The sequence below is a fragment of the Chitinophaga vietnamensis genome (assembly GCF_902167635.1).
In the GTDB taxonomy this organism is placed as follows: Bacteria; Bacteroidota; Bacteroidia; order Chitinophagales; family Chitinophagaceae; genus Chitinophaga; species Chitinophaga vietnamensis.
This window is the reverse complement of record NZ_CABHMS010000004.1, coordinates 685,244-700,784: the sequence shown is the minus strand read 5'-3', so window position 1 is coordinate 700,784 and position 15,541 is coordinate 685,244. Positions and strand designations below refer to the sequence as shown.

The following is a 15,541-nucleotide window of genomic DNA, read 5'->3' as shown; positions in this document are numbered from 1 at the left end:
CATTTTACCACTTATCCATTTTCTACCCCCCGCAGCAGCAGAATTTTTATCTTGGCTCTTTCACATTAAAACCAAGAGTAATTGAGATCGTTTTTTTCTTTACTCCTGCTGGCGGTCTTTTGTAGCAATGTTTCCGGCCAGGTTGTATTAACAGGAGCAGTGAACAATCATATCCACGAACCCATCCCATTCGCCCTTATCCAGTTGCAACGCAGCGCGCCGGCATGGCAACAAACGATGCAAACGGACAGTTCCGGGCATTTTGTTATCAAAGGCATTACACCGGGCGAATACCAGCTGCGGGTGGCATTTACGGGCTATCAAACGCAATCGGTCACGGCGCTGATCAGTGGCGATACCACGATCCGCATCACCATGCAGCCGCTGAATGCCAAACTGGGCGAAGTAACAGTAACGGCCGTGAAAGCCGCCATCAGCAACAATCCTGACAAGTTGGTGTACAATGTAGCCTCCAGCATCACCGCCGCCGGCAGCGATGCACTCACCGCACTGAGCCAGGTGCCAGGCATCCGGATCAGTGATAACGAAATCGGCATCGCGGGAAAAGGCGCCGTGAAAGTAATGGTAAATGGCCGTCTCGTGCAGCTCACCGGCATAGACCTGCTGCGCTACCTGAAATCTATGGCCGCCAACCAGGTATCGAAGATTGAACTGATCAAAAATCCTGGCGCCGCTTACGATGCAGAAGGCAATGCAGGACTGATCAACATCACCACTAAACAAGGCAGGCAGCAAGGCTTCTCCGGCAATGTGCAGGCCAGCGGCAAACAATGGTTTCACAATCCGCCGGTAGTATACGGCCGCAGCGACTACGAAGCAGCGGACCTCAGCGCCACCGCGGATTATAACAAAGGACGATGGGCTGCTTATGGCGGCATCAGTCTCGATCAGGACCGACATCTGGAAGGATTCCGAACAGATATCCGCTATCCGCACCAGTTCTGGACACAGAGCGATACCGGCGTATACACCTATCATAACATCAACCTCACGGCAGGCGTCGACTATCAGCTCGGCTCCAAAGCCGCCATAGGAGTGAATTACCAGGGCAGCAAAAATAAATATGAAGGCTCCGATCATGTAACCAACCCCATTTATAATAACGATGGACAACTGGACTCCCTGATGAAAACCTTCGCCACCTACTACCCCATCGCACAAAGCCATGCGCTGAACCTCCACTCCACCCTTAATTTCGACACTTCAGGCAGGCGCCTGTTGCTGAATGCAGATTATTTCAACTACTACCGGACCGACAAATCCGATTTTGAAAGTAATACCTTTATGCCCGGCGATGAGCATCCCTCCGGCATCACCCGCTATTATGACCATACCCGGCAGCTGATCAACATCTATACCTTCAAAGCCGATGTAGAGTACCCTACATCCTTTGCCAGGTGGATGTTCGGCGGCAAACTCAGTTTCATCGACAACCAGAGCTATGCTTTCTATTACAATAAACTGAGCGGCAACCAGCTCGTTTTCAATCCGGACCTGAGCAATGAATTTGACTATAAGGAAAACACGCAGGCCCTGTATGCCAGCATGAACAAGGAAGCCGGTAACTGGAAGTATGAAGCCGGCCTCAGAGGCGAACTCACGCAAACTAACGGTTACTCCTATACGCTGAATCAGCGCACGCCGCAACATTATTTTCGTCTTTTCCCGTCCCTGTCCGTTTCCTGGCAGGTGAATAAGGACAACGGCCTCTCGCTCACCTTCGGCAGAAGGATCAACCGGCCCTCATTCTGGAACCTGAACCCTTACAAATCACTGTACACCAGTTACAGCTTTGGCGAAGGCAATCCTTTCCTGCAACCGGAATATAATACCAATGCGGAGTTATCACATAACTGGAAAGGCATCCTCACATCGGCGCTGTTCCTCCATATCACCGACGATGGCTTCAACGCCGTGACCATCGCACGGGCGGATACCAATCTCGTATATACGAAACCGTTTAACTTCATCAGAACCTGTCGCTATGGTTTCACGGAAAATATTGTGCTGCCATTCTTCAACTGGCTGGATAACAATAACCAGATCAGCGTATATTATACCGATGCCAGGTCTTCACTCCCGGAAGTAGACGGGATCAGGGGTTGGGGGCTTTATCTCGCCACCAACAACAATATCTGGTTCAATAAGAACAAGACCTTGGGCGGCGCTATCAATGGCTGGTACCAGTTTCCGGAGATCGATCATATCGGCCGCACCGGCGTCAGCTATAAACTTGACCTGGGCTTCAAAGCCAGCGTGCTGCAAAAGAAAATGGACATTTCGCTCACGATGAGCGACCTGTTCATGAGCAGCGCCATCAAAGTATCGTCTACCGTTATGGGCATGCCGCAGGAGGTCACCAATTTCCAGCTGAACCGCTACCTGATGCTGAACCTCAGCTACCGCTTCGGCGGCGCGCACAAGGCCCGCAACAGCGATACCGGTAACGAAGAAGAAAAAAGACGCTTGTAAAAACCGAAAGCCGCATCAGTATCAAAACTGATGCGGCTTTTATATTAAGAATAGGATCAGCGTCCTTGTGCCACTGCTGCGGAATCCTGCCGGAATGTTGACTGAGACAGCACACCATTGATAACATACCTGATCTGCACCGTTCTGGAAGCATCCGATGCACCCGGCATGCCCACCAGCAGTACCGTATATACTTTCTGCGCTTCCACACTGATCGTACGGGCTACATTGATACTCCCGGCATTGGTGGCCGCAATAGCCACCGGACCAGGCGTAACAGCCGCGAAGCCCGATACGGCAGTATACGGCGCCCAGCTTTTAATAATGCTATCCCCGTTCGCCACCATAGTCACCAGGGGTTTGCTGGAATCAGGTATCGCATTTACGTAACGGATATACGCTTTTCCTGATGAGGCCGCCCCTTTAGACAAACTGTCAATCACATCAGGCACTACCACATTGGTGTAATTGTTGCGCGCGCCCATAAAGAAATGGGAATAGTACTTGTCGCGCTGAAAATTGTAAGACGTAGACGCCAGTCCGGCCCCGGAAATAAAATCGTAGGTACGCACCGTTCTATTGGCGGCAAAGATATTCAGGTACACGCCTGAATAACTCATATAATACAAAGGGTTGCCCGGCAGGATATTGCCTGAAAGCGTAACGGCTACTGCGCCCTGGTCCGGCGACAGGTTGAAGGCCATCAAACCGGCTATGGGCACATCGTTGTTGTCGTTCTTTGAACAAGAAAAGAAAAACGTTATCATCAACGCAGCGATCACCACTACCGGAATAACAGATTTTTTCATAAGATAAAGTTTATAAGACGATAACAGTTGATCTTATGAATTGTTTACCGCCGGGCAACTTTCTTCATCTTATTCAGTTTTCCTCACATCCAATGTGGCGCCAGCCAATATGTTCACGGTATTGCCCTTGCTATCTTTATACTGATGCGCGTTGCGGTAATTCCAGAGCACCAGCAGGTAAGATTGTCCTGGTGAGGCGTTCAGGTCGTAACGGCCAATGACGTTCATGGTATCGCGGGCATTGAAGAGGCGCAGCTTCAACAGCGTATCCGTGGCCGCCGGCCATTCGGCATAGGTAGAAACGCTGCCATAAGGCAGGTTACGCAGGCTAGTAACGTTAGCGCCTATACGAAGATTTACTGAATCAGCATCGGGGCATAACTGTACCATGCGCAGGCGTACTTTATTTGTAACGCTGACGCTTTCATGTGTTACGGCCGTACTGCGAAAGCTACCCAGGCTGTCCGACAAAAAAAGTGTTGTTCTCTTTCCCTGTTCCATATTCAGCGTGAAATCGAAAAGCGGGCCGGCGTCGGCACTGAGCCATGCTTGTGCTTTGTACGTACCGGGTGTATAATGTTCAAACACGATCCAGGGCGCGGGGAACAGCCAGTTCACCGCAGGATAGTCCTGGCGCGCGCCGTCAGCGCCCGTCCAGAAGCGGGGCTGGGAGGCCTTCACGTTGCCGGAAGTCAGCGATATTGTTACCTGCTGCCCGGCGTTTGAGCTTTGCGGCAGCCAGCTATCCAGCGTATGAGAAGCATTATAAAAACTTGTTTCACTATGAGCCGCATCAGTTGTGTAATCAGCTTTGCTGCAAGCTGCCAGTGCCAGCAGCGATAGTATCAATAAAATATAAACACGCATATACGAATATTATGGTTTTTTGATCCTGTAAATTTCCAGGGGTAGATAGCCGGTCCCGTTGGCGTTCTGGTTTATGCATACAAAATATAAACTGTTCTTTCGATCGAACCCGATGAAGGAGCGCCTGCTATTTTTTTGCAGTACGGGCGAGAAGTTCACCCAGCGCGCCAGGCCGGTGGTATTGCGCTGTTGAGGCACCAATCCATTTTCACTGATAGGTAAAATGAGCCCTTTTTCTGTGCCCGCATAGGCGTAAGCGTTATGCTTTGCAAAGTTGATCCCCATCAGGGAAAGGCCGCCGAACTCGGAAGGGAAGAAAACGCCATCGCCGTTGGATAATACGTAACCGTTCGCCAGGCGGTCTTCATTCGGCACGATGGTCGGTACGTGCAAACCGGTAGCGGCGCTGGTATCCATCGAGGAGAAACTGAATTCGAATTTTCCTGGCGTACCTTGCTGTTCTCTCTCGAAATCATCAGTAGATATAATCGTCAGGGTACGATCCCGTGCATTCAGCTGATAGAGGTATTTACCATCGGGACTCATTTGCTGATTGAGGTAGGAGAAGATGGCAAGCGCCGGCACCGGCCAGCTGCTATTGCTTTTCGCGAGCGATTTCACTTCCCCGTTGCGGATGCGTATAAAATTGTTCACGCCACTGCGGATATAACCACCGCCCAAACCAAACCACATCCAGGCATTCACGGAATCGCGGGTAGCGTAAAACGCAGGATCGCTGAATTGCGGAAACTTGGGATTGCCGGCCAGCGGGCTTTTCGGGAAAGGCGTTGTAAGGTAGGCCATGTTACGGGCATACAAGGTACCGTCCAATGCAATGCGCAGATCGCCGGGCACGATCCTGGCATCTGCCAGGGAACCTTCTGCCGGCAGATAATTAACCCCGGGATCATAGAGCGTGGTAGTAAGATCGGCCGCACGCCCGTATTGCGATCTCAGCTTCAGGAAACGTGAACGGTTCAGCACTTCAATACTGCCGGATGCGGGGTCCATCCTGCAAAAGCGCGTGATGTAATATTGTGCATTATCCGGCGATTCTTCTGTAGTGGCAGCAGTGAAATATACCACCGTTTCATCGATATCAACGGTAAACGCCACGATGCCGAGTATTTTGAAAGGCGTACCTTTTACCGGCCTTACCTGCGCGCCCGTCGACAGTATCTTTTTTGCAATACCGGCGCCTACTTTCACGATACCTTCAGGCTGGTTATAAAACCACACATTGCCGGTGTTAGTTACAAAGCCGCTCTCCCACAAAGCCTTGCTGACGCCGCCATACAGCGTAAGATCAGCTGGCAGCCATTCCGTCACTTTCTCTACTACCAGCGTGGTATCGGTAGCGCTGGGAATGTTGGTGTATTGCAATATCTTCAATGGCGGCGCCGTTACGCTCACGCCGTTCACCTTCACATTCACCGTTACATTATTGCCGGTAATGCCCTGCGGAATGCGGCAGGAAAAATAGTCCACATCCGACCAGATGGTATCTTTGGCAACCACATTATAGATGCGGTATTGAGTCTCGGCGAACAGCGTTACCACGCTATCGCCGATGTGCACTTCCTTGCGGGCGCCCTTTCCGCCGAGTATACCAGCGATATGCAAGGTATCGCCAGCTACCATTGTTTTGTCGGCATAGGGATATTGATAATAAAAGAAACTGCCATCTGTCCTGTACAGGAAACCGGAATTGATCACAGAATAAACCGTGTGCAAAAAATTGTCGTAATGCTCTACTTTCTTGCACGCAGCAAAAGAAAAAAGCAGGATGAGCAAGATATAAAAACGTTGTATGCGCATATGACCTTATTAAAAAGAATAAGTGAATGAAAGCAGGAAATAGCGGCCTGTATTGGATTTCCGGAAGATATTATCTCCCTTATACAATGGTCCTTTGAAGCTGCTGCCCTGTGCAATGCCCGAATTATACTCGGGCGTATATTTATTGTCATAGTCCTGATCTTCGGCAATACGCACGGCCTGGTTCAGCAGGTTCTGTATACTAAGCCGCATGTTCAGCGACCGCAGCAAGCGTTGCGTGAGCGAAATATCCAGTTGATGCCGGGGCAGCTCTATCAGGTTAGGACGTATGAAAGCCGTGCTGGCAGGCCGGCCGTCAGGACCGGTGGCGCTACCTTGCGCATCTTTGGTAGACACGGTGGATACGGCATGGATGGTAGTACCGGATACATTGTAGGTAGCGGATGCTTTGAAACCCCATCCCGGATTTTCATAGAACAGGCCGGCATTGACGATATAAGGCGCCTGCCCCTGTAATGGCCGGTTGCGGAAGCCGCTGTAAAAACTTTGCTGCATCGTATCGCCTAGCGGCGCTTTGGTGGCCCGGCTGCGGATCAACGCCCCATTGAACATCACAGAGAGATTGCGGAAGAAGCCAGCGGCAAGGAAAGCAAGGCTTTTGCGCAGCTCGGCTTCCACGCCATACACCTGTGCTTCATCTGCATTCCAGTAGCTGAGATTGGTAGGCATAAAACTAACGGCGCCCGATTGATCATTGCGGATCTGTTCTATCGGATGTTGCAAGTGTTTATAAAAAACACCGAGGTTGATCATCTCCCCGGGATAAGCCTTCGGATACCATTCCACGCGCAGGTCGTAGTTATCGATGCGCGCTGTCACTAAAGCGGGATTACCATAGATCACCACATCATTGATAAAATCATAATCGGAGAAGGGAGAGATCTCACGGAACTCAGGCCGGTTCAATGTTTTACCATAGCCTGCCCGGAGTACCCAGCTGGAGTCCGGAGAGGTCCAGGCGCCATTCAGCGATGGCAGCCAGGCGGTGAGCGGCTTCACCAGGTGTACGGGTACGAATGCGCCATTGCTCACGATAGCGGCCGACAATTCCTGCCGGTCGTCTTCTGCGCGCAGCCCTCCTACCAGGTTAAGGCGTTTATGCATCAACGTTAGGTCGCCCATTACATAGAAAGCGGTATTGCGCTCATTGGCCACGTAGCTGTCGGTAGGTTGTGTGGCGTTATAGATAGCCAGTCCTTTGCCATCTGCCCTGAAATAATCTGTGCTCCATACTTTCCCGAGCTCGTCTTCACGGAAGCGGATGAGGTTGGGATCACTCCATCCCGAGTTGTCATGGATGCCGGAGCCGGCAGACTCAAATCCTGCGAGGTTAACGCCTTCGAGGCCGGCACGGTTCACCTGGAAGAAACGGCGGTCCACCTGCCGGTCCTTGAAAAGGTTATAAGCGCCGGCCTTTAGTGTGAAGGCCGGGTTAATGGCATAGGTATAATCCAGTGACGCCTGGTAGTTCTGTTCACGGTTATTAATAAAGCTGCGGTTAATCATTCCAAGAAATACATCGCGGTAGGCGCTGCCATTGCTGCCGTTGGCGAAGAGCTGTCCATTCTGGCCATAAAAGCGGATATTCCGCTGGTCCGGCAACTGCTGGCGGTAATAGTTGTAACCAATGTTCCATTGCAGTTGTTGTTTGTCTTTTTGATCCAGTGTATGCGTGCCTGTTAGGTTGCCGGAGTAAAGGGTACGCTGCTCGAATGATTCCAGCAGGTCTTTACTGCGGAGCCGTTGCGAGCTGTCCTGGACTGGCAGCTGGTTCAGCTGCGAGGTGGTCACAGATGTGTTGCGGGCGCCTTCATTCAGGAAGAAATTTTTCAACTCGATGCTATGGCGGGCGTTCAGCTTCAGCAGCAGGTTTTCCATGACGTTCACCCTTGCCTTTTCCTGTGATTGATCCGCATAGGCAATTTTGTTCTGATCTTTGGTGATCAGGCTGCCGAAGCTCTGGGAATACAGGTTACCCGTTTGCCGGTATACTTGCTGGGTGCGGGTTTCCTTCGAATAATTGATCATCGTGAAATTGTACAGTCTCGCACCTGAGCTGATACGGAAGTTGTCGAAGTAATTGATGAAGGCCTGGAAATCCGGCTGCATGGTTTTTCTGCCGATAGCAATATCCGGAGAAAATGCCTGCAACAGTTGCTGTTGCGACATGGGCGCTTTACCATACGCATCTGCAAATCCGGGCAGGGCGGAAGCCGCGTGGCCGCGGGCGCCATCGTCGAAGCCCAGCCAGTCGAGCTTCCCGCCGTGATAGGTATTTCCTGTTTTGAAGGTGGTACCTTCTCTCGCCGCTAGTTGTACGCCTATATCAAAATGCCGCACCGGCTTGGCGTTCTTCGTAAAGATTTTTACAGAGCCGCCGGTAACATCTCCAAAAAGATCGGGCGTAGGCGATTTATAAATGAGAATACGATCGATGATCGGCGTGGGCAGCAGGTCCAGCGCAAAGGCATGTGTGTACAGTTCCGTGCTGGGCGCGAGGTTGCCGTTGAGGTAAGTCTGGTTATAGCGCGCATTCATACCGCGTATCACGATGAAGCGTTCATCGGTGATGGTAGTACCGGGGATACGTTTCACAATTTCGGCGGCATTGCGATCGGCCATCTTGCTGATCTGTTCATTGGAGATGCCTGATACCACTGCATTGGCGCCACGTATCTCATTGATGATCTCCCTGTCTGTGGAATAGGTGACCGGTTTCACACGGTGCGGGCCGGCAGTAACCACTACGGCTTCGAGGGATTTACCCGCCTGCATTTTGATATCCAGGTTCCTTGTTCTGTTTGCATCTATTTCCACGGCCGCCTGGCGGCTGCGCTGATAGCCGATGTAAGAAACAACGATGGCGTACCTGCCGGCGGGGAGATGTTTTAATTCATAAAATCCTTTGTCGTCCGTAGCCGTACCATAACTGGCGCCTTCCAGCTGCACGGTGGCGCCAGGCAAGGGTTGCGAGGTTTCAAAATCCACCACACGGCCTTTCAGCACACCGTTAGCGCCGCTTTCCTGTTGTGCAACAGGAGCGGTGTAACTAAAAGAGATCGTGCCGGCTACGGGGTGGTAATCGAGGCCATAATTCTTTTTCAGTTCGTCGAGCGCAGATTGAAGACTTACTTTCTGCCACGCCACTCTCGCTATCGCGATCTTTTTGAAAGCCGTTCTTGAAAAGGTAAAGGTGAAATTCGTTTGTGCGTCTACTGCTTCCAGTACATCGGTGGCATTGGTATGCTCCATGTGTAAGCTCACCTTCTCCGACAATTGATACGATTGCGCGTAACCGTTGCCAGGCTGGCATGCCAGCCACAGGAGGCAGCCGGTGAGCATGCGTTTCAGGCAGACATACCGCTCCCGTTTTTGGGACTCTCCCCAAATCATGTTACTTTTGATCCTCATTTTTATTGTTTTTTTTTCCGGGGGAGCTGTTAGCGCAGCTCCTCTTTTATTTATCTGTTTTAATAGATGGTCAGTGTGCGATCCTTCAAGGTATATTTCAGGTGATGCGTAAATGCGATCCCTTCCACCATCTGCGCAGGCGTTTCTTTGCTGAACAGTGCTGATACCGGCTCCTGCGGACGGTTTTTACGGCGCCATAGCAGCTGCCAGTTATTTTTTCTGGCCAGTCTTTCCAATGCCATATCAAGCGGTACTTCATTGAATACGGTAAATCCTTTCGTCCAGGCGCTCACTTCATTTTCCAGGCTGGATACTTCCATGGACTTGCTATCCCGGCGCCAGGTGGCCATTTTGCCGGCTTGCAGCACTATGGCTTCGCTGGCGTTCTCTCCCTGCACCTGTACCTTTCCCTGTAGCAGCGATACTTTCACCTGTGGTTCTCCGGCATAGGCTTCTATATTAAATTCCGTTCCCAGTACCTGCGTGCTGGTATGTTCTGCCTGTACAATGAAAGGGCGTTGCGCATCTTTGCGGATGCTGAAAAGCGCTTCGCCGCTGAGTTTCACGAGCCGCATGCTATCGTTGCCGGTTTGCCATTCGAGCTTTGAGGCATAGTTCAGCCATACAACGGAGCTATCGGGCAACAGTATTTTTTTCAGTTCATGATCGGTGGAAGCGGAGGCCCATGCGATTGTTTTTTTATGGGAGAGATGATGACGGGAGAGATACCAGGCGCCGGCCATCACGATGACCATGGCAGCTGCGCTGGCGCGCAACAGAAAAGGCTTCCAGCGGAAAGCAATCACGGTGGCGCCGTTCTGCGGCAGGCCGGGCAAACGTTCGCGCAACGATTGCGCCGCGCTGGCGGCGAAGTCGGGCCGTGTTTTCAGCAGGTCGTCGTTCGTTCTCTGCAACTGTTCGTACCAGGCATCTACCACGCGTTGTTCCTCGGGCGTGCAACGTCCTTCCAGGTATTTGCCCAACAATAATGTGATCCTGTTATATTGCTGATCATTCATACTGATAATATCTCGCAAAAAACAGGAAGCAGTACCCTTGTTGGTGTATTACCAAATTGTTAAGGCTATAAAAAGAGGATAAGATGGTGCTCCAATAATTTGCGGAGCTTTTCGCGGGCTTTGAAAAGATGGTTCTTGACGCTCTGTGGTTTTAAAGAGAGGCGCCGGGATATTTCTGCGATGCTGAGCTCCGACTGCGTGCTCATGAGATATACTTCTTTCATGCGGCCAGGAAGCGCCTCCACGGCGGTTTCCCAGTCTTGCTTCAGTTGCTGGTACGCAAGTTTGTTCTCCTGCCGCACATGCATGGCTGATTGCGATTCCAGTTGCAGCAGTAGCTGGGCCAGCTGTGCTTCCTGTTTTTTATTGGTGCGGTAATAGTCGATCACTTTGTATTTCACCACTGCGGTGAGCCAGGCGGCCAGCGATCCGCGGATCGTGAGCGCTGCCCTGTTCTCCCAGAGATAGGAAAAGATATGCTGAACGATGTCCAGGGCATCCTGCTCATCGCCGCATTTCTGATGTGCGATCGTGAAAACCGTTTTCCAGTAGCGGTTAAATAGCTGCTCATAGGCGTGGTGGTCACCTTGTTTTAACAGCGTGATCAGTTCCTGGTCCTGCAGATGGTTCATGTGATTATCAACATGCGAAAATAGCAAGACAATGTTACCGGAAAATTATTTTGCTATTTATTTATTTGGATATTTTGATATTTCGTTCCGGGGAAGATTTTCACTGCAACGAAATATCAAAATATCCAAATAAATAAATAGCAAAATAAATAAATCTCTCCTAGAAATTGGCGGTTAGGAAATTGCTGCAATCGGGATCCAGAGAGGCCAGTGTGGCTGCGTTGTAGGGCGGCCTGTTGGTATTGCAGTAGTTCGCTTCTGCGGACACTGCCAGGTATTCGGCCTGGTTGGTCATCACATAAGCATTAGCAGGATACACGCCGGAATAGTAGGCGTTGTAATAGAGGTTATAAATGGTGGAATTGTTGAATCCACCAGATACCCAGCGGTCGTGCAGGTAATGGAACAGTTCGTGGAAGATCACATTGCCCGGACCAGTGTGTACATTGCGGTAAACGGAGAAGTTCACGATGTATACATTTCCGTTGTTGTAGAAGAGGTCGCCGCTGCCAGGGCTGGAATACACGTTGATAGGGCATCCCATCATGTGCGATTTCGTAACGCTGGTAGTGCTGGTATTGTACAGCTGGTCGATCTCTCCATTCACCAGGGCTTTGATATCACTGGGCACGCTGCCGCTGTAGTTGATGGTAAAAGAGCGGTAAGTGTCTCCTGCTATCCCGCCGCCGCGGGCTTGCTTGTTCTTGTTGAAAAAGTCGATCACCTTTTGTCTTTCGGGCGTAATGGTGAGGTGATCTTCGACAGCCTGACCTGCTACGGGTTTTTCAGGTGTTACAGGTGCTTTGTCCAGGTTTTCTTTTTTACAGCTGGATACGATGGTGAGCGTTAACAACAGGGCAATAGTTGTGTTAACAAGGGTTTTGGTGTGTTTCATAAACTGGATTTTGGATTCAGATGATTGGGTTAAACATGATTGGGTCGATGCTATCGTACAAACAGGCTAGTGCTCAGGTGGGTGTAATATTACAATTCCCCGCCGCGATGCGCTCACAGCGGGGATAAGAGTAATTGATTGATTGATTAGTTGGTTGGGAAGGCATAAAAGCGGATGCCTTCATTTGTGATCTTCCAGCGAGAAAAAGGCCCGCCAATACCTTCCTGTGTTGGAATACTCTTGGTAGCGAGCTTGTGGCCATGTCCCAATGGTGCATAGTTCCCGTCTATCCAGTAACTATAAATAGGTATGGCTCCCGGAGCATTTGGATCATTAGGCACATAAAAAGCTATCCCCTGTTTTTCATATCTGTATCCAGGCCCTGTGATCACGGGTCCTACATCTGTTGTATAATAAAAATCAATTGAACCGCTGTAATAGTATACATAGATGGGAACAGTGCCAGGAGCCGGTGCCGAATAGGCATTGAAGGCATTGCGTATCAGTGAAAATTTATAATCCGGTCCTTGCAGTGTGGGTGTACTTTGCGTGGTGTAATAATAATTTCCCGGGTGACCATCATTCTTATATTCATAGATCGGCACTATCGGATAATGCACTTTCACCTCATTATCCTTTATATATTGCTTGATATAGGCTTCCAGCTGCGCTTTCCTGTTAGCATCGGTAATTAATTCGTAGATGGGTATAAGGCCATATTTACCGATGTCTACAAAAACAGCATTTTGTGGCGTAGAGCTGCTCTGCCAGCTGGAGATATCGATTTTGGTGGGTGAGTTTTGATCCATATCAATCATGCCGATCAATGCTTTGGAGGGGTCTCCTCCCCGTGTGCGGTAAGCAAGCTTCTTCGAGAAGTTCTTCTGGGCGATGTTAATATCCACATCATTATTGATGTCGATGCCAAAAAAGTTCTTGACGCCAGCTTTGATCCCTGCCCTTGCTGCATAGGCATGGTCCTGGTTTTGCGTTTCCGACTGAAACATCAGATCCAGTTTTGCACCGGTATAGATATCCACCAATACGTGTGTGCCATACTGTTGTACGAACTGCTGCGGTGTCAATCCCTGGATGGCTGATTTAAAATTATCGGTAAGATATTGTATCAGTATATCGTTAGTCGCATTCGTTCTAAGCCGCTTTTGCCTGATCGTTAAATTGTAACTGCCATAGATATACTTTGATTCAAATGCATCTGATGAATTGAAAGATGCAGTGATAGTAGATTTGAAAATGGCAAAACCGGTGGTGGCCTCCACTTTCGTTGATACTTTTTTGGAATAGTCGTTTGCGTCGGCCCCGTATTCTTCCAGGTATTCCTGGGATCGGGGGTACTCTTCCTGGATGAGATCAGGATGATCTCTTTTTAGTTTCTCGATGTCTATTATCTGAAATCCGGCGGATGTGGCATTGCCAAACTCGCCTGTAACATCATACCCATAGCCAAAAACATCATACTTGCCATCGCCGGCGCTTTCTGTTTTTGCTTTCTTTTCTTTTTGAGGGTATGGGTTGTCCGTTGAATTTTTCTGGCAACTGTAACTGAACATCGCGGTGAGCCAGATCACCAACGATAGTTTGATCATGCTACTAAAGGGTACTTTCATAATGTATATTTTAGATTAACAAAAAAAGAGGGGACAGAAAAGGGTTCAGAAGAAAAGTATAGGTGTTTCCGAAATTAAATCCGATGCTGATGGTATAGGTTCAATCGTTTCCGTTGTCAAATTATTGCAGGAAGATAAGGGTTGCCGAAGGCCTGCGTTTTCAAAAATAATAAAATATTTTAATTTATCCATTAATAAAAAAGCCACCTTGAAGGTGGCTTTTTCATTAGTGCTGTTTCTGCAACGCTGTAATCTGCGCCTGTTGCGTATCTAACTGCTTCTTCAATAAAATGATATACAGGGAAAGCTCTTCTATCTTCTGCAACAACACTTTGTTCATATCTCCGAGATCAATACCATTGTTCTTTACCTCTTCAGCAGAAGGCACGCCTGGCAGGTGATGTTCCTTTACTACGTATTGCTCCATCTCTTCAATGGTGGGGAACTTGTAGTCGGGATGAAATACATAATCCGCCCAATTTTCCTGCGATACTTTCACCCGGCGTGCGCCTACGGTACCTTCGACAGCCAGCTTATAACCCCGTGAGTTATTGGTACCGATAGATACGTTACCGGCGCCGTTGATCTTCATCAGGGTGCCTGATCCGTTTTGTAATGTAAGCAGATCCCAGGCGGTATTAGTGCCATTGTCGACATACAGGCCTCGCTTGGTAGTAGTGCTCAACTCTGCGGCGGTACCGGGCCCGAACAGGCCAACCATACCGTTACTTCTGAAAACGCCATTTACATCGAGTTTAAGATCGGAGGCGGTTTTACCCAGGCCCATATTGCCGGCAGCGCTAACGTTAAATAAATTACCGTTGATATTACTGAAGTTGAATCCGCGTGCATTTGAATTATTGGAGAAGTTCACGCCATCATCATTTGCGCCTACCATCAAGCTATATCCTGAAGTACAGGTACCGGTTCCTAACTGTATCTGCTGCACGTTGTTTACAATGTGCAAACGTGCGCCCGGCGAGGTGATACCCACGCCAATGTTTCCATTCGGGAGTATGGTCAGGTCTGCATTACTGATGGAACCTCCCATTTGAAGGCCGGTACCGGCGGTACCATATAATTGTGCGCCACTTCGCGTAAAGCCAATACTGTAGGCCTGTCCGCCGGTCGACGACAATACGCCCAGGCTAAAATCACCTCTGACGTCCAGTTGTGCAGTGGGTGAATCGGTTCCAATACCTATTTTCCCTGTTGGGAGCGGAGGAGTATTCTTTTGGGCATAGGCACTAACAGTACAGAGGCTGAGTAAGGGGATAAACAAATAGCTAATTTTCATGGTTCAATTATGATTTTAAATGATCCAGGTAAATTAGCACAAAAAAATTATTGTTGAGCTATTAAGACGGCCGCTGATGCGGCCTGCCCATGCTGATTTTATTTGAAAGATGCAAGCATCCGGCAATACCCGTTGCTTGGCGCATTGCTATCCGCAGGAACTTCCAGGGTCCAGTAACATTTCACGAAGGAACGCAAATCAGGATGTGGCTGAAAGCTCGCGTAGTTCATTAATAGATCAGATCGGAATTGGAATTTATCAACTTGATTGATTCCGTGAAAGATGCTGAAACGGGAATATATTTACCTGTTCCGTAATTTTTAAAGACCCCACTTTGACTCTTGAGAAATCCTAGACTGTGGCTGTTAATAAGATAGTCGGAGAATCCTACAAAACCTTTATCAGCACTGCTTTCATACTCTTCAAGTATCCTTTCCAGCGGCCAGATGGAGAACAAATTCTCTCTCCAGTCAAAATCTGCAAACCCATTGACCTGTGCATACAATTCCTTGAATTCTTCTGGAAATGAAAACCCTATTGCAATTTCTATTTCTGCAATTAAATCGGGAGACGCCGCAGGATTCAGTTTAATCTTTTCAGTCCTCCATTGTTGCCATATATCAATGATGCCGTTCTTCATATTTTAATAAC

The 15,541-nt window shown here is 49.3% G+C and carries 11 protein-coding genes; 1 reads left to right on the top strand and 10 read right to left on the bottom strand.

Annotated features, from left to right (window positions below; genetic code table 11):
• Positions 1 to 81 precede the first annotated feature (81 nt).
• Positions 82 to 2,493, top strand: coding sequence for a TonB-dependent receptor domain-containing protein (locus FPG75_RS14150; RefSeq protein WP_143307501.1), 2,412 nt, complete (start codon positions 82 to 84; stop codon positions 2,491 to 2,493).
• 56 nt (positions 2,494 to 2,549) lie between these two features.
• Here the strand turns inward: FPG75_RS14150 and FPG75_RS14145 are convergent, their stop codons facing one another.
• The 10 genes from FPG75_RS14145 to FPG75_RS14100 all read right to left on the bottom strand — a co-directional run bounded on the left by FPG75_RS14145 (position 2,550) and on the right by FPG75_RS14100 (position 15,530).
• Positions 2,550 to 3,302 (bottom strand): DUF4397 domain-containing protein, encoded by a 753-nt coding sequence (locus FPG75_RS14145; protein ID WP_143307500.1) that lies wholly within the window; start codon positions 3,300 to 3,302, stop codon positions 2,550 to 2,552.
• A 69-nt stretch (positions 3,303 to 3,371) separates the two neighbouring features.
• Entirely contained in the window at positions 3,372 to 4,169 is a 798-nt protein-coding gene (locus FPG75_RS14140; protein ID WP_143307499.1) for a DUF4397 domain-containing protein, read from the bottom strand.
• A gap of 9 nt (positions 4,170 to 4,178) precedes the next feature.
• Positions 4,179 to 5,987 carry a hypothetical protein gene (locus FPG75_RS14135; protein WP_143307498.1) on the bottom strand — a complete coding sequence of 603 codons (1,809 nt, stop codon included), beginning with the start codon at positions 5,985 to 5,987 and terminating at the stop codon, positions 4,179 to 4,181.
• Positions 5,988 to 5,996: 9 nt separating this feature from the next.
• Positions 5,997 to 9,419, bottom strand: coding sequence for a TonB-dependent receptor (locus tag FPG75_RS14130; protein WP_143307497.1), 3,423 nt, complete (start codon positions 9,417 to 9,419; stop codon positions 5,997 to 5,999).
• 59 nt (positions 9,420 to 9,478) lie between these two features.
• Positions 9,479 to 10,438, bottom strand: a complete 960-nt coding sequence (locus FPG75_RS14125; RefSeq protein ID WP_143307496.1) for a FecR family protein — start codon at positions 10,436 to 10,438, stop codon at positions 9,479 to 9,481.
• A 65-nt stretch (positions 10,439 to 10,503) separates the two neighbouring features.
• Positions 10,504 to 11,070: an RNA polymerase sigma factor gene (locus tag FPG75_RS14120; protein ID WP_143307495.1), complete on the bottom strand. Its 567-nt coding sequence runs from the start codon at positions 11,068 to 11,070 to the stop codon at positions 10,504 to 10,506.
• Between the two features lie 160 nt (positions 11,071 to 11,230).
• Positions 11,231 to 11,965, bottom strand: a complete 735-nt coding sequence (locus tag FPG75_RS14115; protein WP_143307494.1) for a hypothetical protein — start codon at positions 11,963 to 11,965, stop codon at positions 11,231 to 11,233.
• Positions 11,966 to 12,111: 146 nt separating this feature from the next.
• Positions 12,112 to 13,593: an MAC/perforin domain-containing protein gene (locus tag FPG75_RS14110; protein ID WP_143307493.1), complete on the bottom strand. Its 1,482-nt coding sequence runs from the start codon at positions 13,591 to 13,593 to the stop codon at positions 12,112 to 12,114.
• 226 nt (positions 13,594 to 13,819) lie between these two features.
• Complete coding sequence (locus tag FPG75_RS14105) at positions 13,820 to 14,890, bottom strand: hypothetical protein (RefSeq protein ID WP_143307492.1); 1,071 nt, start codon at positions 14,888 to 14,890, stop codon at positions 13,820 to 13,822.
• A 229-nt stretch (positions 14,891 to 15,119) separates the two neighbouring features.
• The gene (locus tag FPG75_RS14100) at positions 15,120 to 15,530 is read right to left on the bottom strand and encodes an SMI1/KNR4 family protein (RefSeq protein WP_143307491.1); all 411 of its coding nucleotides are present in this window, start codon (positions 15,528 to 15,530) and stop codon (positions 15,120 to 15,122) included.
• Between the last annotated feature and the right edge of the window lie 11 nt (positions 15,531 to 15,541).

Excerpts from the sequence above, each read along its gene's own strand:
- FPG75_RS14145 (WP_143307500.1), bottom strand. The coding sequence starts at position 3,302 with ATGAAAAAATCTGTTATTCCGGTAGTGGTGATCGCTGCGTTGATGATA.
- FPG75_RS14140 (WP_143307499.1), bottom strand. The coding sequence starts at position 4,169 with ATGCGTGTTTATATTTTATTGATACTATCGCTGCTGGCACTGGCAGCT.
- FPG75_RS14135 (WP_143307498.1), bottom strand. The coding sequence starts at position 5,987 with ATGCGCATACAACGTTTTTATATCTTGCTCATCCTGCTTTTTTCTTTT.
- FPG75_RS14130 (WP_143307497.1), bottom strand. The coding sequence starts at position 9,419 with ATGAGGATCAAAAGTAACATGATTTGGGGAGAGTCCCAAAAACGGGAG.
- FPG75_RS14125 (WP_143307496.1), bottom strand. The coding sequence starts at position 10,438 with ATGAATGATCAGCAATATAACAGGATCACATTATTGTTGGGCAAATAC.
- FPG75_RS14120 (WP_143307495.1), bottom strand. The coding sequence starts at position 11,070 with ATGAACCATCTGCAGGACCAGGAACTGATCACGCTGTTAAAACAAGGT.
- FPG75_RS14115 (WP_143307494.1), bottom strand. The coding sequence starts at position 11,965 with ATGAAACACACCAAAACCCTTGTTAACACAACTATTGCCCTGTTGTTA.
- FPG75_RS14110 (WP_143307493.1), bottom strand. The coding sequence starts at position 13,593 with ATGAAAGTACCCTTTAGTAGCATGATCAAACTATCGTTGGTGATCTGG.
- FPG75_RS14105 (WP_143307492.1), bottom strand. The coding sequence starts at position 14,890 with ATGAAAATTAGCTATTTGTTTATCCCCTTACTCAGCCTCTGTACTGTT.
- FPG75_RS14100 (WP_143307491.1), bottom strand. The coding sequence starts at position 15,530 with ATGAAGAACGGCATCATTGATATATGGCAACAATGGAGGACTGAAAAG.